Source organism: Rugamonas rubra (assembly GCF_900114705.1).
In the GTDB taxonomy this organism is placed as follows: domain Bacteria; phylum Pseudomonadota; class Gammaproteobacteria; order Burkholderiales; family Burkholderiaceae_D; genus Rugamonas; species Rugamonas rubra.
In genome coordinates, this window is the sequence record NZ_FOTW01000005.1 from 359226 (window position 1) to 376306 (window position 17081).

The following is a 17081-nucleotide window of genomic DNA, read 5'->3' on the forward strand; positions in this document are numbered from 1 at the left end:
CATTGCACTCTGAACGAGACGAAGGACCAAGGATGGAAACCCTGAACTACCGATTTGAACAAGGCAGCCGGCGCCTGGCCGAGCGGGCGCAGCTGGTCGGCGTGGTCAGCTCCGGCAACCTGGAGGTGCTGATCGAGCCGGCCGCGCTGGACGGCGCCTGCGCCATCGAGATCAAGACCGCCGCCGTCGGCTTCGGCGCCATCTGGCAGGCCGTGATGCGAGACTTCCAGCAGCGCTGGCAGCTGGCCGACGTCAGCATCTCGATCAACGACATGGGCGCCACGCCGGCCGTGGTCAGCCTGCGCCTGGACCAGGCAGTGGAAACCATGCTGGGAGGCGGCGCATGAACAGCTATTTGGAAGCCAACGCGCGCGAACGCCTGCGCGCCCTGTTCGACGCCGGCAGTTTCAAGGAATTCGTCGCGCCGGCCGAGCGCGTCGTCAGTCCCCACCTGGCGCAGCTGAACGCGCCGGCGGCCTTCGACGACGGCGTCGCCGTCGGCAGCGCCACATTGGACGGCCAAGCGGTCTACACGGCGGCGCAGGAGGGCGGCTTCATGGGCGGCGCGGTCGGCGAGGTGCACGGCGCCAAGCTGGTCGGCCTGCTGCGCCGCGCCGTGCGCGAGCGCGTCGGCGCCGTGGTGCTGCTGCTGGAGACCGGCGGCGTGCGCCTGCACGAGGCCAACGCCGGCCTGATCGCCGTCTCCGAGGTGATGCGCGCCGTGCTCGACACGCGCGCCGCCGGCATTCCGGTGGTGGTGCTGATCGGCGGCTCGAACGGCGCCTTCGGCGGCATGGGCATCGTTTCGCGCTGCGCCAACGTGGTGGTGATGTCCGAGGAGGGCCGGCTGGCCATGTCCGGCCCCGAGGTGATCGAGACGGCCAGCGGCGTCGAGGAGTTCGACTCGCGCGACCGCGCGCTGGTCTGGCGCACCACCGGCGGCAAGCACCGCTACCTGCTGGGCGACTGCCAGATGATCGTGGCCGACGACGTGGCGGCCTTCCGCCTGGCCGCCATCGACGCCATCGCCAGCTGCGCCGCCGCGCCGGTCGAGTTGACGCTGGAGGCGATGGAGCGCGAGCAGCTGCTGCTCAGCGAACGGCTGGAGCGCTTCGGCGACATGGCCGATCCGCTCGCCATCTGGGCCGCGCTGGGCATGGCGGAACCGAACAAACTGCCGATGCTGGAGGCCGAGGCCTTCGTCAGCGCGGCCGCGCCACACCGTCTGGGAGTGAACTAATGGATTGGAAAACACTGGCGGCGACGCTGTTCCCGCTCGGCCACGCCATCGCCGAGCAGGACGATTTCTTGTCCGGCACGGCGCAGGTGGGCGAGCGCACCATCGCCGTGATCGGCACCACCGGCCACGCGCCGATCGGCGTGGAGATCGCGCTGGCGCAGGCCAAGGCGGTGCTGCAAACGGTGCGCGAGGCGCCCGGCCGGCCGATCCTGATCCTGGTCGACACGCAGGGCCAGCGCCTGCGCCACCGCGACGAGATGTTGGGTATCAACAGCTACATGGCCCATTTGGGCAAGTGCGTCGACCTGGCGCGGCGCCGTGGCCATGCGGTGCTCGGCCTGGTGTACGACCAGGCGCTGTCGGGCGGATTCATCACCAGCGGCTTGATGGCCGACGCTTGCTACGCCCTGCCCGGCGCCACCATCCGCGTGATGGGCCTGCCGGCGATGGCGCGCATCACCAAGGTGCCGCTGGAGACGCTGGTCGAACTGGCCAAGAGCAATCCGGTGTTCGCGCCGGGGCCGGAGAACTATCTGCGCATGGGCGGCCTGCAGGAGATCTGGCACGACGATCTGGCGCGGCGGCTGGCCGAGGCGCTGGCGCTGGTCGAGGCCGACCGCGCCGCCGAACCAAGCGGCGACCGGCGCAGCGCGCTCGGTCTGGCGCGCGGTGGACGGCTGAGCGCCCAGCCGGTGATCGACGCCATCGTGGCGGGTGGCCATGTACGCACGGCATAGCCTGGTCTGGCTGGCGGCGCAAGGCTGGCGGGACGCCATCGCGGCGGCCGCGCCGGAGCACGCCGGCGCGCTGCGCGAATGGCAGCGCGCCGGCCATCCGTGCATTGTGCGCCGGCGCGACGCCGACACCGGCGCCGGGCAGGTCTGCCTAGGCGTGGCGCTGCCGCCCGAGGCAGACGGCCGCAAGCCGCGCATCGCCCTGCGGCTGAACGCGGCAGATGTGGCACGCACCTGGCCCCCGCTGCCGCTGGCCGCCGTGCTCGACATGCCGGCGCTGCCCGCCGCCTGGCAGGCGCCGTTGGCGGCCCTGCTGGACGACGCGCAGGACGCCGGCATCGAGCTGCGCGTCTACGGCTCGGTCGCGCTGCAGGTGCTGACCGGGCTGGCCTACCTGCGCGACGGCTCCGACATCGACATCCTGTTCCAGCCGGCCAGCACGGCGCAGTTGCGCGACGGCGTGGCGCTGCTGGCGCGGCACGCCGCCCAGCTGCCGCTGGACGGCGAGATCGTCTTCCCGTCGGCGCAGGCGGTGGCGTGGAAGGAGTGGCACGCCGCCGGCGCCAGCCAGGCCCGCGTGCTGGCCAAGCTGGCCGACAGCGTGCGCCTGGCCACGCGCGACGAGCTGTGCGCGGCGCTGGAGGCGTCGTGAGTCGCTCCGCGCTCCAACGCGGCCCGCTCGACCAGGGCGGCCAAACCGGCCAAACCGGCCGAGCAGGCCGAACCGCCAACCTCGGCCGGCCCGTTGGCTTGCACGTTGCGGGCTTTGCGGCGTCGCTGCCGGCACCACTACGCCGCGCGGAGCTGCGGCGCCAGCGCGCCTTCGCCGCAGCCGTCGCCCGCCTCGCCGTGCGCAGCCTGTACGCCGAGTTGAGCCTCTACCCCAAGCCGGGGCTGGTCTCGCTGGTCGACAATGGCAGCCACGACGACATGAACGCGGCCACCTTCTTGCGCAGCCTGTTCGCGCTGCGCCACTACTTCCGCCACATCTGCCTGGCCGGCATACAGGGCGCGCCCTTCGTCCGGCTCAAGCAACTGGGCATCGAGGCCGAGACGCGGATGCTGCATGCCACCGGCGGCGTCAACACCCATCGCGGCGCCATCTTCAGCCTGGGCCTGTTGTGCGCGGCGGCCGGACGCGGCGCGGCGCAGAACATGCCCTTGACGCCGGCGGCCTTGCGCGCCGTGCTGTTGATACGCTGGGGCGACGAGTTGGCGGCCCACTGCAGCGCCATCGAACAGCCGACCGCGCTCAGCCACGGCCTGCGCGCCGCCGCGCTGCACGCGGCCAGCGGCGCGCGCGAGGAAGGCGCGCTGGGTCTGCCGTCGGTGTTCGACATCGGCCTGCCGGCGCTGCGGGCCAGCCTGGCGCGCGGCGCGGCGATGCAGCAGGCCCGCGTCGACGCGCTGTTCGCGTTGATGGCCCACGTCAGCGACACCAACGTCTACCATCGCGGCGGAGCCGAGGGCGCGCGCACGGTGCGCGCCGAGGCCGAACGCTTCATCGCCCTCGGCGGCACCGGCCATCCGCAATGGCGCGAGGCGGCGTTGGACTGCCACCGCCTGTTCGTGCGGCGGCGCCTGTCGCCGGGCGGCGCTGCCGACCTGCTGGCCGCCAGCTGCCTGGTGCACGCCATGTCCGCGCTGCCGCCGCCATGAGAAGCCGGCTGCTGATACTCTGCCCCGGCCAGGGCGGCCAAGACGCGCAGATGTTCGATCTGGCGCGCGGCGAGCCGCGCGCCGCCGCCCTGCTCGACTCGCTGGCCCTGCCGCCGCTGGAGCAGATGTTCGACAACCGCGGCGCCCAGCAGTTGATCGTCGCCAGCACGCTGGCCACCTGGGAGGCGCTGCGCGACAAGCTGCCGCAGCCGGCGCTGGTGGCCGGCTACAGCATCGGCGAGCTGGCGGCCTACGGCGTGGCCGGCGCCTTCACGCCCGCCCAGACCTTGGCGCTGGCCGAGGCGCGCGCCGGTTTGATGGACGCCTGCCTGGCGGCGCAAGCCGAGCAGGCGCTGGCGGCCTTGTCCGGCCTGCCGCTGCGCCAGGCCGCCGCGCTGTGCGCCGCGCATTCCTGCCACGTCGCCATCGAGACCGGCGAGGACGGCTGCATCGCCGGCGGGCCGGCCGCCGGGCTGGCCGCCCTCGAAGCGCAGGTCGTCGCGGCGGGCGGACGCTGCCAACGCCTGCCGGTGGCGGTCGCCTCGCACACGCCCTACATGGCGGCGGCGGTGGCGCCGTTCGCCGAGCTGCTGCGCGGCGCCGACTTCGCCGCCATGCGCGCGCCGGTGGTGGCCGGCATCAGCGCGCTGGCCGGCAGCGGCAAGGCGCAGGCGGTCGAGCACTTGTCGCGCCAGTTGGCCGAGAAGATCCTGTGGATGGGTTGCATGGACGCCTGCGCCGAGGCCGGTGTGACCGTGGCGCTGGAGCTGGGGCCGGGCGCGGCGCTGTCGCGCATGCTGCGGGCGCGCCATCCGCACATCGCCTGCCGCTCGGTGGCCGACTTCCGCAGCATCGCCGGCGTGGCCGGCTGGATCGAGCGCGAGTGCGCTTGAGCGGCCGGCAGGCTGCACGACCGGGCCGCGTGGCGACCGAGCGGTCGGGCGGCCGGACGGCGCTAGCGCCGGCTGTTCGCCCTGGCCCAGGCCAGGATGCCGGCCGTGTCCGTGGCGCCCGGCTGGCGCGCCAACTCGCGGCCGTGGTGGAACAGGGCCAGCGTGGGAATGCTGCGGATCGCGTAGCGCGCCGCCAGGTCCTGCGCCGCCTCGGTGTCGACCTTGACGACGCGGAACTGCGGCTCCAACTGCGCGGCCGCCTGGGCGTAGAACGGCGCCATGCTGCGGCAGGGGCCGCACCACGGCGCCCAAAAGTCGACCAGCACGGGGATGTCGCTGCGTTCGATGTGTTTCAGGAAACGTGCGCTCGACAACTCCGCAGGATGGCCGTCGAACAGCGCGCGCTGGCACTTGCCGCAGGTAGGTTGCTGGGCCAGCCGGGCGGCCGGCACGCGGTTGACGGCGTCGCAGTGGGGGCAAACGATGTGCAGCGATTCGGCTTGGGCGGTGGTGGTGGTGGCGGGCATGGCTGATCCTGTGTCTACGCGGCGAAGAACGGACACAAGATTAGCAGAGTTTGCGCCGCCGCGTCAGTCAGGCCGCACCAGCTCCGCAACGGGAACAGGCCGCGACGGTGGCCGAGGCCATCGCCGCCTGGCTGCGCGAGACGCCCTGAGCCGCGCCGTGGGCGTCGGCGGCGCCCCCCGCCGCCCAGGCGCGGAGCGCCAGGGTCAGACCCCGAGGGTCCGCCCCCCGCTGTTCGCCGCTGGCCGAGCGGCGCCGCCGGATCAGGTTTCCTTGCGCGACGGGGGCTGCTTGCCCGCCTGGCTGGCCGCCGTGCTGGAGCCCTGGGTGCCGGTGTGGCTGCCACCCTGCATGCTGCCGCCCTGCATCTCGCGTTCGCGGCCCTCGCCGTTCTGGCCGGCGCTCTGCAGCGTCGAGCTGCCGCGCATCTCGTTGCCGCGCGACTGCTGGTGGCGCATGCCGCCGTCGGCGAAGCGTTCGAACGGGTCGGTGAAGTTGCGCATGGCGTCCTGCTGGTTGCGCACGGTCTTCTCGGTCTCCTCGGACGCCAGGCGCGCCACCTCGTCGGCCAGCGCCTTGGCGGTGCGGGCCGTCTCGGCGACATGCACCTCGGCCACCTTGGCCAGGTCGACATGGGTGTCGGCGGCGATGCGCGAGACGTGCTGCTGGTAGGCGCGCAGCTTCTCGGCGGCCGGCTGGGCGTGGGCGGCGGCGGCGGCGATGGCCTCCGTCGGGCGGTGGGCGATGATCGCCTGCTGCCCCGCCATCGTGCCCTCCTCCAGCATGGTCTGGGCCAGCTGAATGTTCAGGTCGCTGTACTGCTGGATGGTGCGGAACAGCGATTTGGACATGTCGTTAAAGAACGACAAATGCGCCTCCATGTGGTCTTTGGCGGCTGGGGTGACTGCTTGGGTGAATGGATACATACATGCCTCGAATGATAGAAATTTGTTTGAAGAAAGCAAGACGGCCGGTGTATCCGGGCCGCTTACGTGTCGCCGGTATGGCCTCATGCGCCGGACCGGACGCCGCTGCGGACGGCGCCGGACCGGACTTCGCGTCTGCAGCGCGAGACACAAGGCTACGTGAGCAGCACCTTCGAGGCATGATCTGAATCAAACGTGCGCACCCCCGGCCCCAGGCGCGGGCGCGGCGCGCACCGCCGCCCGCTAGCGCGTCGAGGGGAAGAACAGCTGCTGGCCGGCGGGCCGGAAGGCGGCGATGCCGCGCCGTCCCGCCGCCGAGGTGAGCCACTCGCTCAACCGGCGCGCGCCCTGGATGTTGACGCCCGGGTGGCGCGCCGGATTGACCGCGATGATGCCGTAGGGGTTGAACATGCGCGCGTCGCCCTCGACCAATATTTCCAGTCCGGTGCGCGCCTTGTAGGTGCTGAAGGTGGCGCGGTCGGCCAGCGTGTAGGCCTGCAGCTCGGCGGCCATGTTGAGCACCTCGCCCATGCCCTGCCCGGCCGCCACGTAGCGCGCCGCCGGCGGGCGCGCGCCGGCCAGCCGCCAGTAGCTCTGCTCCATTTGCTCGGTGCCGGAGTTGTCGCCGCGCGAGACGAAGCGGGCCGGCCCGGCGGCGATGCGGCGGAAGGCGGCCAGCACGTCGCGGCCGCGCGCGCCGCTCGGGTCGGCGGCCGGGCCGACCACGACGAAGTCGTTGTACATCACGTCGCGCCGCTCGACGCCGTGGCCGTCGGCGACAAATTTGTCCTCGGCGGCGCGGGCGTGCACCAGCGCCACGTCGACGTCGCCGTTCTTGGCCAGCTCCAGCGCCTTGCCGCTGCCGACCGCGATCACCTGCACGCGCAGGCCGCTGTCGGCCTCGAACTGCGGCAGCAGGTAGGCCAGCAGGCCGGAATTCTCGGTGCTGGTGGTGGTGGACAGGCGCAGCGTCTGCTGCGCCAGGGCCGGCGGCTGGCAGCACAGCGCCAGGCAGGCGGCCAGGGCGCCGCGCAGGATGGGATGGAGGAGTCGCATGGCTGCTTCCTTGTGGTCGGGGTGGATGGGGTCTCAACGGTACTCGATGCGGCCGTCGCGCAGCTTGAGGCGGCTCACCCCGGGCAGGCCGATCAGGTCGCGGTCGTGGCAGGCCATCACCACGCTGGCGCCGCCGGCCAGCAGTTGCGGGATCAGCGCGATGACCTGCTCGCGGGCGGTGCCGTCCAGGTTGGCGGTCGGCTCGTCGAGCAGCAGCAGGCGCGGCGCCAGCACCTTGCCGCGGGCCAGCGCGACGCGCTGGCGCTCGCCGCCGGACAGTGTGGCCGGATCGAAGTCGCGCAGGTGCTCGACGCCGGCCCAGGCCATGGCCGCCGCCACCAGCGGCGCCGCCCGCGCCGGCGCCACGCCGCGCGCCCGCAGGCCGTAGCCGATGTTGGCCGCCACGCTGGTGGAGAACATCACCGGCTCCTGGTGGACATAGACCACCGCCTCGCGCATGGCGCGCGGATACGGCGCCAGCGCCAGCGCGCGGCCGGCGAACACCAGTTGCTCGGCGTCGGCCCGCTCCAGCCCGGCCAGGGCGCGCAGCAGGCCGCTCTTGCCGGCGCCGTTGGCGCCGGTGAGCACGTAGGCGCGGGCGGCGTCGAGGCGGAAGTCGGCCAGGTCGAACAGCTCGCGGGCGCCGTGGCGCAGGCGCAGCCGGCCGATGCTGAGCAGCGCCGTCACCGCCGGCCCCGCGCGCCGTGGGCGTCGCCCTGCAGCAGCAATAAGGCGCCGTTCATCGCCAGCGCCAGCGCGACCAGCACCAGGCCGAGCGCGATGCCCTGGGCGAACTCGCCCTTGCTGGTCTCCAGCGCGATGGCGGTGGTGATGGTGCGCGTGGCGCCGGCGATGTTGCCGCCCACCATGAGCGCGCAGCCGACCTCGGAGATCACCCGGCCGAAGCCGCTGACCAGCGCCGCGACGACGCCGAAGCGCACCTCGTGCAGCACCGTCAGCATCACCCGCCAGGCGGAGGCGCCGTGGGCGACCGCCGTCTCGGCGTAGCGCGGGTCGGCCGCCTGCACCGCCGCCAAGGTGAAGGCCAGCAGCACCGGCAGCGCGATCAAGACCTGGCCGGCGACCATGCCGGGCTGGGCGAACAGCCAGTGCAGGCCGCCCAGCGGGCCGTGGCGCGTCAGCAGCAGGTACAGCAGCAGTCCGATCAGCACCGTCGGCAGCGCCTGCGCGGCCTGGGCCAGCCAGATCAGCAGGCGCCGGCCGGGGAAGCGCCGGCTGGCCAGCGCGTAGCTGGCCAGCACGGCGGGCGGCGCCGCCAGCAGCAGCGCCAGCAGGCAGGTCTTGAGCGAGGTCCAGACGATCAGCCACAGCGCCGCGTCGCCCGACAGCAGCAGCGCGAAGGCGGCGCGGGCGGCCTCGAACAGCGGCATCAGTCGGCCGCCGCCGTGGCCGGCAACGTGGCCTGCCCCGTGGCCTGTCCCATGGCCTGTCCCACGGCCAGTGCCGGCGCGGCCAGCAGTTGCGGCTCGAACAGCAGGCGCTGCTGGCCGGTGAGCAGCAGGAAATGGGTGCCGGTGCAGCGCGCCAGCAGCGCCATGCCGACCCGCTCGGCCACCATGTGGCCCATCTGCGTGGTGCCGGAGCGCGACAGCAGGAAGGGGATGCCCATCTGCGCGCCCTTGATCACCATCTCCGAGGTGAGCCGGCCGGTGGTGTAGAAGACCTTGTCACTGCCGGCCACGCCGTCGAGCCACATGCGGCCGGCGATGGCGTCGACCGCGTTGTGGCGGCCGACGTCCTCGACGAAGTAGAGCAGCTCGCCGCCGGCCGAGAACAGCGCGCAGCCGTGCACCGAGCCGGCTTTTTTGTAGATCGACTGCTGGCCGCGTATCGTTTCGACGATGCGGTAGACGGTGGACTGGCGCAGCCGCGCATCGGCCGGCAGGGACAGTTGATCGACGTCGTCCATCAGGCCGCCGAACACGGAACCCTGGCCGCAGCCGGTGGTCACCACGCGCTGGGCGGTGCGCTGTTCGAGGTCCGCGATGCCGTGGCGGGTGACCACGGCGGCGGCGTCGACCGACCAGTCGACCTGCACCGACAGCACCTCGTCGAGCGCGGCCACCAGGCGCTGGTTGCGCAGGTAGCCCAGCACCAGCGCCTCGGGCGCGCCGCCCAGCGTCATCAGGGTGACCAGCTCGCGCTTGTCGAGGTAGACGGTGAGCGGCCGTTCGGCCGGGATGGAGATGGTCGAGCGGCGGCCGCGCTCGTCGAGCACCTCCACCTCGTGGGTCAGCGCGGCGCTGGCGTTCGACAGCTGCGGGCCGCTCATGGCTGCGGCTCCGCCGTCGGCCCCTCGCCCAGGGCGTCGAGCACCTGGCCGCCGCCGAAGCTGCCCTGCGCCGCCAGCGTGCCGCCCAGCGTGGCGCGGACGGCGCAGTATTTGAACTCGGGGATCTTGCCGAACGGGTCCAGCGCGGCGTTGGTGAGCTTGTTGATAGCCGCCTCGTAGTAGCAGAACGGCACGAAGACGGCGCCGCGCGGCGAGCTGTCGTCGGCACGCGCGTACAGCGCCACCCTGCCCCGGCGCGACTCCAGGGTCAGCACGTCGCCCGGGCGGCCGCCCAGCGCGGCCAGGTCGAGCGGGTGGACCAGCGCCACCGGGTCCGGTTCCAGCGCGTCTAGCACGGCGCTGCGCCGCGTCATGCTGCCGGTGTGCCAGTGCTCAAGCTGGCGGCCGGTGATCAGCACCAGCGGGTAGTCGGCGTCAGGCCGCTCGTCGGCCGGGATGATGTCGGCCGGGACGAAGCGCGCCCGCCCCGTCTCGCGCGGGAAGCTGGCGGTGAACACCACCGCCTCGCCGGGGTCGCCCTCGTGCAGGCAGGGATAGGTGACGGCGTGCTCGCGCTCGAGCCGCTCCCAGCTGATGCCGGCGATGCTGGGCATGGTGCGGCGCATCTCCTCGAACACCTCGGCCGGCCCGCTGTAGCGCCAGTCCAGGCCGAGCCGCTTGGCCATTTCGACGATGATCCACAGGTCCTGGCGCGCCTGGCCGGGCGGTTGCAGCGCCTGGCGGCCCATCTGCACCAGCCGGTCGGTGTTGGTGAAGCTGCCGGTCTTTTCGGGGAAGGCGCTGGCCGGCAGGATGACGTCGGCCAGGTAGGCCGTCTCGGTGAGGAAGATGTCCTGCACCACCAGGTGTTGCAACGCGGCGAGCGAGGCGCGGGCGTGGTTGGCGTCCGGGTCGGACATGGCCGGGTTCTCGCCCATGATGTACATGCCGCGCACCTCGCCGCGTGTGATCGCGTGCATCACCTCGACCACCGTCAGGCCGGGGCGCGGGTCCAGCGCCACGCCCCAGGCGCGCTCGAAGCGGGCGCGCGCGGCCGGGTTGTCGACCCGCTGGTAGTCGGGGTACATCATCGGGATCAGGCCGGCGTCGGAGGCGCCCTGCACGTTGTTCTGGCCGCGCAGCGGATGCAGGCCGGTGCCGGGCCGGCCGATCTGCCCGGTCATCAGCGCCAGCGCGATCAGGCAGCGGGCGTTGTCGGTGCCGTGGACGTGCTGCGAGATGCCCATGCCCCACAGGATCATCGAGGCCTTCGAGCTGGCGTACAGCCGCGCCACGTAGCGGATGGTCTCGGCCGGCACGCCGCAGATGGGCGCCATCAGCTCGGGGCTGTAGGCGGCCACGTTGCGTTCCAGCTCGGCGTAGCCGACGGTGCGGGCGGCGATGAAGTCGCGGTCGACCAGGTCCTCGGCGACGATCACGTGCATCATCGCGTTGAGCAGGGCGACGTCGGTGTCGGGCGTGAACTGCAGGTAGCGGTGGGCCAGGCGCGACAGCTCTGAGCGGCGCGGATCGCAGACGATCAGCCTGGTGCCGCCGCGCACGGCGTTCTTGATCCAGGTCGCCGCCACCGGGTGGTTGACGCTGGGGTTGGCGCCGATGACGATCACCACCTCGGCCTTGGCCACGTCGCGCACCGGGTTGGAGACGGCGGCCGAGCCGATGCCCTCGAGCAGCGCCGCCACCGACGAGGCGTGGCACAGCCGCGTGCAGTGGTCGACGTTGTTGCTGCCGAAGCCGGTGCGCACCAGCTTCTGGAACAGGTAGGCCTCCTCGTTGCTGCCCTTGGCCGAGCCGAAGCCGGCCAGCGCGCCCTTGCCGTGGCTGTCGCGCAGCCGCGCCAGGCCGCCGCCGGCCAGCGCCAGCGCCTCGTCCCAGCTGGCCTCGCGGAACAGCTCCATCACGCGCGACGGGTCCATCTCGGCGTCGCCGCGCTTGGGCGGCGCGTCGGCGCGGCGCACCAGCGGCACCGTCAGGCGCTGCGGATGGTTGGCGTAGTCGAAACCGTAGCGGCCCTTGACGCAGAGGCGGCCGTGGTTGGCCGGGCCGTCGCGCCCCTCGACGTGGGCGATGCGGTTGTCGCTGACGTGGTAGGTCAGCTGGCAGCCGACGCCGCAGTAGGGGCAGACCGACGCCACCTGCTGGTCCGCCTCGGCCAGCGCGGCGCCGCGCGCCGGCGCCAGCGCGCCGGTCGGGCAGGCCTGCACGCATTCGCCGCAGGCCACGCAGCTCGACTCGCCCATGGCGTCGGCCATGTCGAAGACGATGGCGGCGCGGTCGCCACGGAAGGCCAGGCCGATGACGTCGTTGACCTGCTCGTCGCGGCAGGCGCGCACGCAGCGGGTGCATTGGATGCAGGCGTCCAGGTTGACGGCGATGGCGGCGTGCGACAGGTCGCGCGGCGGCTGGACGCGGGGGGCGAAACGGGGCCGGCCGACGCCGAGCGCGGCGGCCCACTCGTCGAGCTCGTTGCGGCGGCCGTGGGCGGTGGCCGGCATGTCCGCCAGCAGCAGTTCGAGCACCAGCTTCTGCGCCGCCACGGCGCGCGCGCTGTCGGTGCTCACCCGCATGCCCTCGGCCGGATGGCGGCAGCAGGACGGCGCCAGCACGCGCTCGCCGGCGATCTCCACCATGCAGGCGCGGCAATTGCCGACGTCCGCCATGCCGTCGCGGTGGCACAGGCGCGGGATCGCCACGCCCTCGCGGTCGGCCACCTCGAGCAGGGTCTCGCCGGCGTCGGCGGCGACCTGGCGGCCGTTCAGCTCGAAGCTCAGCGGCGCGCCGGCCGGGCGGCTCGCGCGCGGGCTCATGGCGCCAGCTCCTGCGCGAAGTAGCGCACTACGCAGTCGACCGGATTGGGCGCGGCCTGGCCCAGGCCGCAGATGGAGGCGTCGCGCATCAGTTGGCCCAGCTCGGCCAGCAGCGCCGTGTCCCACTCGGGCTGTTCGATCAGCGCGGCCGCCTTGGCCGTGCCGACCCGGCACGGCGTGCACTGGCCGCAGGACTCGTGCTGGAAGAAGCGCATGGCGTTGCGCGCCGCCGCCAGCGCCGAGTCGTGCTGCGACAGCACCACCACCGCCGCCGAACCGATGAAGCAGCCGTACGGTTGCAGCGTGTCGAAGTCGAGCGGCAGCTGGTTCAGCGCCGCCGGCAGGATGCCGCCCGAGGCGCCGCCCGGCAGGTAGGCGTACAGCGCGTGGCCGTCGGCCATGCCGCCGCAGTGCTCGTCGATCAGCTGCTGCACGCTGATGCCGGCCGGCGCCAGCTTGACGCCAGGCAGGCGCACCCGGCCCGACACGCTGAACGAGCGCAGGCCGTGGCGGCCGTTGCGGCCCTGGCCGGCGAACCAGGCGGGGCCGCGCTCGACGATGGCGCGCACCCAGTACAGGGTTTCGAAGTTGTGCACCAGCGTGGGCCGGCCGAACAGGCCGCGCTGGGCGACGTAGGGCGGGCGCAGGCGCGGCATGCCGCGCCTGCCCTCGATCGATTCGAGCATGGCCGACTCCTCGCCGCAGATGTAGGCGCCGGCGCCGCGCCGCAACACGATCTCGGGCAGCGGGCCGGCCGGCGGCTCCGCGCGCAGGCGGGCCAGCTCCATCGCCAGCATGGCGCGGCAGGCGTGGTATTCGTCGCGCAGGTAGATGTAGACGGTGGCGGCGCCGACCGCCCAGGCGGCCACCAACATGCCCTCGAGGAAGCGGTGCGGGTCGCGCTCGAGGTAGTGGCGGTCCTTGAAGGTGCCGGGCTCGCCCTCGTCGAGGTTGACCGCCAGCAGGCGCGGCCCGGCCTCGGCGCGCACGATGCGCCATTTGCGGCCGGCCGGGAAGCCGGCGCCGCCCAGGCCGCGCAGACCGGAGTCCTCCATGGTGGCGAGCAGCTGGTCGGACGTGCGCACGCCGTCGACGCAGTCGCGCAGCAGCGCGTAGCCGCCCTGCGCCTGGTAGGCCGGGTAGTCGATGTAGCCGGCCGGCGGCACGGCACTGACGGCGGCGCGCATGGCGGCGCCGGCGGGAACGGCCGGCGGAGCGGCGGCGGCCGGTGCAGGTGCCGGCGTAGGCGTAGGCGCTGCTACGGACGCGGGCGCGCTGGCGGCCGCTATCTCGGCGGCGGCGGCGAAGGCGTCGGCGACGGCGGCGGCCAGCGACGCCGCGCTGGCGCGGCCCTGCGCCAGCTGTCCGACCAGCGCGGCCGGGGCCTGCTCGCAGCGGCCGACGCAGGGCGCGGCCAGCACGCGCACCTCGGCGCCGAGCAGGACCGGCAGGCGCGCCAGCAGTGCGCCGGCGCCGGCCATTTCGCAGGACAGGCCGTCGCAAACGCGCACGGTGAGCGCCGGCGGCGCGGCCTGGCCCTCCTTGACGATGTCGAAATGGTGGTAGAAGCTGGCCACCTCGTAGACTTGTGCCTGCGGCAGGCGCATCAGCTGGGCCAGCGCGGCCAGGTGGGAGGCCGACAGGGCGCCGTAGCGGTCCTGGATGGCGTGCAGGTGCTCGATCAACAGCTCGGGCCGCAGCGCCAGGCCGGCCAGCAGGGCGTGGATCTCGGCCAGCGCCGCCGGCTCGGCGCGGCGGCCGCGTGGGCGCTCGCGCTTGCGCTGGCGGGCGGCGCCCTGCCCCTTGCCTTGAACCACAATCGGAATGACCGTCTGATTCATGCTCTGTCCTAGTTGTCGTGGGGGCCGGCCCGGCGCCCGGGCCGCGCGCGGCGCCGGCCCATGGAATAGCACCTTACTACGAGCGCCCCGCTTGGACAAGGCCGCGCCCCGCTTGTGGCGGCGGCCGGGCCGGCAGCTACAGGGGCAGGCCGAGCTGGACGGGCGGCGGCGCGACCTCGTGTTGCAAATCGGCACTGACCGGATGCCAGGCGAAGTGCTCGGCGCCGAGCGCCAGCACGGCGGCCAGCCGCGCCGCCTGCCGCCCCGACAGGGCCGGGTCGAGCCAGGCGGCGGCGTCTGCGGCGGCCAGCACCAGCGGGCGGCGGTCGTGCAGGTCGACCAGGCCGGCGCCCGCCTCGGCGGTCAGCAGCACGAAGCCGGCCTCGGCCGGGTGGTGTTGGACGGCCTCGAAGCTGGCCAGCGCCAGCAGCAGGAAGGGCTGGCCGTCGCGGCGGTGGATGTGCCAGGGCTGGCGCGCGCCCTTGGCGCCGGTCCACTCGTACCAGCCGTTGACGGGCACCAGCGCACGGCCGTGCTCGAGCAGGCGGCACCAGTAGCCGCCGTGCACCTTCTCGAGCCGCGCCTGGTAGGCCAGCGGCACCCGGCCGGCCGCCCAGTCGGGCCGGTAGCCCCAGTACAGCTCGTCGAGCCGGGGCGCGCCGCCGTGGCGGTGCAGCACGGCGCGGCGGCTGCCGGGCGCGGCGTTGCGGGTGGGCGCGGCGGCGCCGTGCCAGGCCGCGTCGGCCCAGCCGAAGGCGGCCAGGGTGCCCCTGGAGATGTCGTTTTGGTCGAAGCGTCCACACATGGGACGATTGTAGCAAGGCGGCGCGGCGCTGCCGAAAAATGTGGCAGAAACGTGGCAGGAATGTGGCAAGACAATGTGGCGGAACACGCGCGCGGACGGCCGAATCGGTGTACACTGGCGCTTATTGCCGAAGGGAAACATCATGGGAATCAGCGCCCTCTCCGCCGGGGTCTCCGGCCTGACCGCCAACCAGCGCGCGCTGGACGTGGCGGCGCACAACGTCGCCAACGCCAACACCGCCGGCTTCGCGCCGCAGCGGGCCAGCTTCCAGGAGGCCGGCCCGGCCGGCGCCGGCGTGACCCTGTCGGTGCAGGGCCAGGCTCTGTCCGGCGCGGCGCAGACCCAGGCGCTGCAGCAGGCCCAGGCCGGCGAGCGGCCCAGCGGCACCGACCTGGCCAAGGAACTGGGCAACTCGCTGGTCTACAAGGCGCAGGCGGCGCTGTCGGCCAAAGTGGTGCAGGCGGCCGACGAGCGGCTCGGCACGCTGATCGACACCAAGGCCTGAGCCCCCGGGGGCGGCGCCGCGCCGCCGTCCGGGCCGGCCACGGCCGCGCCGATTGGCGCCGGGGCGGCCCGCGCCGTTACAATGGCGCATGGAACCCATCAACGACATCGAGGACACGGCGGCCCTGCTGGCCGCCCTGCCGGCGCGCCTGAGCGCCATTCCGGCCCACTGGGCGGCGCGCACGCCGGACGCGCCGGCGCTGCGCGACGGCGCGCGCCAACTGGGCTACGCCGCCCTGGCGGCGGCCGTCGACGGCGCCGCCGCGCGGCTGCGCGCGCTGGGCCTGCGGCCGGGCGACCGGCTGATGGTGGTCGGCGAGAACTGCCTCGAACAGGTGGTGCTGTGCTTCGCCGCCGCCGCCGTCGACGCCTGGATCGTGCTGGTCAACAGCCGCCTGTCGGCGCCCGAACTGGACCAGATCCGCGCCCACAGCGGCGCCCGCCGCGTGCTCTACACGGCCGCTTCGGCCGAGGCGGCCGGCCACGCGGCGCGCCACGGCGCCGCGCCGGCGCGCGGCCTCGACACTAACGGTGCCGGCGGCAATGGCGGCGACGACGCACCAAGCGGCCACGCCGGCGCCGCGCCGGACGGTGGCGCAAGCCTTGGCGGCGGCGCCTTCGACGCGCTGGCGCGCTGCCTGGTCGGCCCGCTCGACGAGGCCTGCGCCCCGGCGCCGGTGCACGCCGACGGCGCCGCCCAGGCCGCCGCGCTGGTCTACACCACCGGCACCACCGGACAGCCCAAGGGGGTGATGCTGAGCCACCGCAGCCTGCTGTTCATCGCCGCCGTCTCGAGCACGCTGCGCGGCCTGCGCCCGCAGGACCGCGCCTACGGCGTGCTGCCGATCTCGCACGTCTACGGCCTGGCCTCGGTGATGCTGGGCACGCTGTACGCCGGCGCCTGCCTGCAGCTGGCCGCCCGCTTCAGCCCGGAGGCGCTGCTGGCCGCCGTGCGCGACGACGGCCTGACCATCGTCCAGGGCGTGCCGGCGATGTACGCCCGCCTGCTGGCGGCGCCGGCCGCCGCCACGGCGGCGCTGCCGGCGCGGCTGCGCTTCATCTACGCCGGCGGCTCGCCGCTGACGCCGGGCCTGAAGGCCGACGTCGAACGCCTGTTCGGCCTGCCGCTGCACAACGGCTACGGCATGACCGAGAGCGCGCCGACCATCAGCCAGACCGACCTGCGGCAACCGCGCGTCGACACCTCGGTCGGCATGGCGATCCCCGGCGTGCAGACGCGCCTGGTCGGCGCCGACGGCGCCGAGGCGGCGCCCGGCGCGGTCGGCGAGCTGTGGGTGCGCGGCCCCAACGTCATGCTCGGCTACTACCGCGAGCCGGCCCAGACGGCGGCGGCGCTGCGCCCCGGCGGCTGGCTGGCCACCGGCGACCTGGCCCGGCGCGGCGCCGACGGCGCCCTGTTCATCGCCGGCCGCAGCAAGGAGCTGATCATCCGCCGCGGCTTCAGCGTCTACCCGCTGGAGGTCGAGACGGTGCTCAACGCCCACCCGGCGGTGGGCCAGTCGGCGGTGGTCGGGCGCGACGGCGCCGACGGCGACGAGGAGGTGGTGGCCTTTGTCGAAATCGATCCGCGCCATACAATAAGCGAAGACGCGCTGCACGCCCACCTGGCGGCCGGGCTGGCGCCCTACAAGCGGCCGGCGCGCATCGTCGTCATGGCGGCGCTGCCGGCGGCGGCCAGCGGCAAGGTGCTCAAGGGCCGGCTGCGCGAGCTGGCGCGCGAGCTGCGCCCGGCCGGCCAATAAGCCGCCAGCGGACC

General features: G+C 73.8%; 17 protein-coding genes. 8 read left to right on the top strand and 9 right to left on the bottom strand.

The window, feature by feature from the left end; translation table 11 throughout:
* The first annotated feature begins 32 nt into the window (after nt 1–32).
* The 6 genes from mdcC to BM252_RS04155 all read left to right on the top strand — a co-directional run bounded on the left by mdcC (nt 33) and on the right by BM252_RS04155 (nt 4526).
* Entirely contained in the window at nt 33–347 is a 315-nt protein-coding gene (mdcC, locus tag BM252_RS04130; protein ID WP_093384003.1) for a malonate decarboxylase acyl carrier protein, read from the top strand.
* Nucleotides 344–1240 (top strand): biotin-independent malonate decarboxylase subunit beta, encoded by an 897-nt coding sequence (locus BM252_RS04135; protein ID WP_093384006.1) that lies wholly within the window; start codon nt 344–346, stop codon nt 1238–1240. The genes mdcC and BM252_RS04135 overlap by 4 nt, the downstream gene beginning before the upstream one ends.
* Nucleotides 1240–1977, top strand: coding sequence for a biotin-independent malonate decarboxylase subunit gamma (gene mdcE, locus BM252_RS04140; RefSeq protein ID WP_093384009.1), 738 nt, complete (start codon nt 1240–1242; stop codon nt 1975–1977). Before BM252_RS04135 ends, mdcE begins: the two co-directional genes overlap by 1 nt.
* Complete coding sequence (mdcG, locus tag BM252_RS04145; RefSeq protein WP_093384011.1) at nt 1961–2626, top strand: malonate decarboxylase holo-[acyl-carrier-protein] synthase; 666 nt, start codon at nt 1961–1963, stop codon at nt 2624–2626. Before mdcE ends, mdcG begins: the two co-directional genes overlap by 17 nt.
* Before the next feature lie 98 nt (nt 2627–2724).
* Nucleotides 2725–3633, top strand: a complete 909-nt coding sequence (gene mdcB / locus BM252_RS04150) for a triphosphoribosyl-dephospho-CoA synthase MdcB (RefSeq protein WP_093384014.1) — start codon at nt 2725–2727, stop codon at nt 3631–3633.
* Nucleotides 3630–4526: an ACP S-malonyltransferase gene (locus BM252_RS04155; RefSeq protein ID WP_093384016.1), complete on the top strand. Its 897-nt coding sequence runs from the start codon at nt 3630–3632 to the stop codon at nt 4524–4526. Before mdcB ends, BM252_RS04155 begins: the two co-directional genes overlap by 4 nt.
* 62 nt (nt 4527–4588) lie before the next feature.
* Here the strand turns inward: BM252_RS04155 and trxC are convergent, their stop codons facing one another.
* The 9 genes from trxC to BM252_RS04200 form a co-directional block, all read right to left on the bottom strand.
* Nucleotides 4589–5053, bottom strand: a complete 465-nt coding sequence (gene trxC, locus BM252_RS04160) for a thioredoxin TrxC (protein ID WP_093384018.1) — start codon at nt 5051–5053, stop codon at nt 4589–4591.
* 261 nt (nt 5054–5314) lie between these two features.
* Complete coding sequence (locus BM252_RS04165) at nt 5315–5977, bottom strand: phasin family protein (RefSeq protein WP_093384020.1); 663 nt, start codon at nt 5975–5977, stop codon at nt 5315–5317.
* A gap of 243 nt (nt 5978–6220) precedes the next feature.
* Nucleotides 6221–7033, bottom strand: a complete 813-nt coding sequence (locus tag BM252_RS04170; RefSeq protein WP_093384023.1) for an ABC transporter substrate-binding protein — start codon at nt 7031–7033, stop codon at nt 6221–6223.
* Between the two features lie 33 nt (nt 7034–7066).
* Nucleotides 7067–7720: an ABC transporter ATP-binding protein gene (locus tag BM252_RS04175; RefSeq protein WP_093384025.1), complete on the bottom strand. Its 654-nt coding sequence runs from the start codon at nt 7718–7720 to the stop codon at nt 7067–7069.
* Nucleotides 7717–8424, bottom strand: coding sequence for an ABC transporter permease (locus BM252_RS04180; RefSeq protein WP_093384028.1), 708 nt, complete (start codon nt 8422–8424; stop codon nt 7717–7719). The genes BM252_RS04175 and BM252_RS04180 overlap by 4 nt, the downstream gene beginning before the upstream one ends.
* Nucleotides 8424–9326 carry a formate dehydrogenase accessory sulfurtransferase FdhD gene (locus BM252_RS04185; protein ID WP_093384031.1) on the bottom strand — a complete coding sequence of 301 codons (903 nt, stop codon included), beginning with the start codon at nt 9324–9326 and terminating at the stop codon, nt 8424–8426. The genes BM252_RS04180 and BM252_RS04185 overlap by 1 nt, the downstream gene beginning before the upstream one ends.
* Nucleotides 9323–12154, bottom strand: coding sequence for a formate dehydrogenase subunit alpha (fdhF, locus tag BM252_RS04190; protein WP_093384034.1), 2832 nt, complete (start codon nt 12152–12154; stop codon nt 9323–9325). Before fdhF ends, BM252_RS04185 begins: the two co-directional genes overlap by 4 nt.
* Complete coding sequence (locus BM252_RS04195) at nt 12151–13995, bottom strand: NADH-ubiquinone oxidoreductase-F iron-sulfur binding region domain-containing protein (protein WP_093384036.1); 1845 nt, start codon at nt 13993–13995, stop codon at nt 12151–12153. The genes fdhF and BM252_RS04195 overlap by 4 nt, the downstream gene beginning before the upstream one ends.
* 136 nt (nt 13996–14131) lie before the next feature.
* Nucleotides 14132–14800 carry an SOS response-associated peptidase family protein gene (locus BM252_RS04200; RefSeq protein ID WP_174900409.1) on the bottom strand — a complete coding sequence of 223 codons (669 nt, stop codon included), beginning with the start codon at nt 14798–14800 and terminating at the stop codon, nt 14132–14134.
* 142 nt (nt 14801–14942) lie between these two features.
* On the opposite strand from BM252_RS04200, the gene BM252_RS04205 reads away from it, so the two are divergent.
* Entirely contained in the window at nt 14943–15305 is a 363-nt protein-coding gene (locus BM252_RS04205) for a flagellar basal body protein (protein ID WP_093384041.1), read from the top strand.
* Nucleotides 15306–15393: 88 nt separating this feature from the next.
* Nucleotides 15394–17067 (top strand): class I adenylate-forming enzyme family protein, encoded by a 1674-nt coding sequence (locus tag BM252_RS04210; RefSeq protein WP_093384044.1) that lies wholly within the window; start codon nt 15394–15396, stop codon nt 17065–17067.
* Nucleotides 17068–17081 lie beyond the last annotated feature (14 nt).

Coding starts and splice junctions, on each gene's coding strand:
- BM252_RS04180 (WP_093384028.1), bottom strand. CDS start 8,424: ATGCCGCTGTTCGAGGCCGCCCGCGCCGCCTTCGCGCTGCTGCTGTCG.
- BM252_RS04165 (WP_093384020.1), bottom strand. CDS start 5,977: ATGTATCCATTCACCCAAGCAGTCACCCCAGCCGCCAAAGACCACATG.
- BM252_RS04185 (WP_093384031.1), bottom strand. CDS start 9,326: ATGAGCGGCCCGCAGCTGTCGAACGCCAGCGCCGCGCTGACCCACGAG.
- trxC (WP_093384018.1), bottom strand. CDS start 5,053: ATGCCCGCCACCACCACCACCGCCCAAGCCGAATCGCTGCACATCGTT.
- BM252_RS04210 (WP_093384044.1), top strand. CDS start 15,394: ATGGAACCCATCAACGACATCGAGGACACGGCGGCCCTGCTGGCCGCC.
- BM252_RS04155 (WP_093384016.1), top strand. CDS start 3,630: ATGAGAAGCCGGCTGCTGATACTCTGCCCCGGCCAGGGCGGCCAAGAC.
- mdcG (WP_093384011.1), top strand. CDS start 1,961: ATGTACGCACGGCATAGCCTGGTCTGGCTGGCGGCGCAAGGCTGGCGG.
- BM252_RS04195 (WP_093384036.1), bottom strand. CDS start 13,995: ATGAATCAGACGGTCATTCCGATTGTGGTTCAAGGCAAGGGGCAGGGC.
- fdhF (WP_093384034.1), bottom strand. CDS start 12,154: ATGAGCCCGCGCGCGAGCCGCCCGGCCGGCGCGCCGCTGAGCTTCGAG.
- BM252_RS04170 (WP_093384023.1), bottom strand. CDS start 7,033: ATGCGACTCCTCCATCCCATCCTGCGCGGCGCCCTGGCCGCCTGCCTG.
- BM252_RS04135 (WP_093384006.1), top strand. CDS start 344: ATGAACAGCTATTTGGAAGCCAACGCGCGCGAACGCCTGCGCGCCCTG.
- mdcE (WP_093384009.1), top strand. CDS start 1,240: ATGGATTGGAAAACACTGGCGGCGACGCTGTTCCCGCTCGGCCACGCC.
- mdcC (WP_093384003.1), top strand. CDS start 33: ATGGAAACCCTGAACTACCGATTTGAACAAGGCAGCCGGCGCCTGGCC.
- BM252_RS04200 (WP_174900409.1), bottom strand. CDS start 14,800: ATGTGTGGACGCTTCGACCAAAACGACATCTCCAGGGGCACCCTGGCC.
- BM252_RS04205 (WP_093384041.1), top strand. CDS start 14,943: ATGGGAATCAGCGCCCTCTCCGCCGGGGTCTCCGGCCTGACCGCCAAC.